A 1019-nucleotide genomic window follows, 5' to 3' on the forward strand; every position below is an offset into this window, starting at 1 on the left:
CGCACGGCGCTGAGTGGGCCGCATGGAGCCGAGAGCCGAAACGCTGGGCAATCGCTGATATCAAACAATCTGGCCCGACAACGTGGACGGCTGATCTGGTGGAAGAATTTTGACATCCTCCCCGCCCTAAAGGACGGGGATTCCCACTACTGGCGATCGATGTCCCGATCGGAGAATGTTTAATGCAGCGTTGGTATCGCGATCATGGTTAGCACCGCAATCGGAACACTGCCACTCTCTTATTCCAAGGTCTGCGATACCTTTCGGCCGCGAGTCCGGAAGGCTTCCGCAACTCGAACAGACTTGGGAGGAAAACGCTTCGTTCACTTCCTCAAACCATGCGCCATGCCTAACGGCCTTGTACGCAAGCATGTTACGGAAGGACGACCAGCCCGCATCGAGAACGGACTTTGCCATGCTGGTCTTGGCAAGTCCGGCCGCGTTCACGTTGCCCACGGCGATATGATCAAACTCACGCACGATGCGATGCGAAAGCTTGTGCAGAAAATCGTTTCTCCGGTTGGTGATTTTGGCGTGGATTTTCGCGGCCTGGCGCTTTTTCTTGGCACGTTGCGCCTTGGCAAGTTTTTCCTCCAGCGCCCGATAGTGCCTGGGGTTGTCGATCTTCTCCCCAGTGGAGAGCGTGGCGAACTCTTTCAGGCCGAGATCAATTCCGACGCCGGTGAGAACTTCACGCACCTGAGCGTCGGCAACCTCAATCACGATGTTCAGGTACCAGTTTCCCCGGCGATCCTGAGAAAAATTTGTGCCATCCTTGATCTTGCCTTCCGGCAGCGGGCGAGAATGGAACACGCGAAAGGTGTTCCCGGCGAAGCGGAAGGCGTCGCTCTCGCGCTTGAGGTCTCGTCCTTTGAGCGGAACCCAGCCGAGCGACTTCTTGCCACGATAGCGAAGGTAAGGCCGCTTCTTCTGCGATCTGGATTTGGCGTACTGCTCACAAACCGCATTCACGGTACCGGAGTGGAGTCCAAGCTCCCTGCTGCTACCGGACGTAAGCT

Annotated in this window: 1 protein-coding gene; it reads right to left on the bottom strand. The window is 56.8% G+C overall.

The features are described 5' to 3' along the window. Window positions 1-126: 126 nt before the first annotated feature. A partial coding sequence (locus E4680_RS14515) for an RNA-guided endonuclease InsQ/TnpB family protein (protein ID WP_135283025.1) occupies window positions 127-1019 on the bottom strand: 893 nt, incomplete at its 5' end.

Source organism: Candidatus Macondimonas diazotrophica (genome assembly GCF_004684205.1).
GTDB lineage: Bacteria > Pseudomonadota > Gammaproteobacteria > UBA5335 > UBA5335 > Macondimonas > Macondimonas diazotrophica.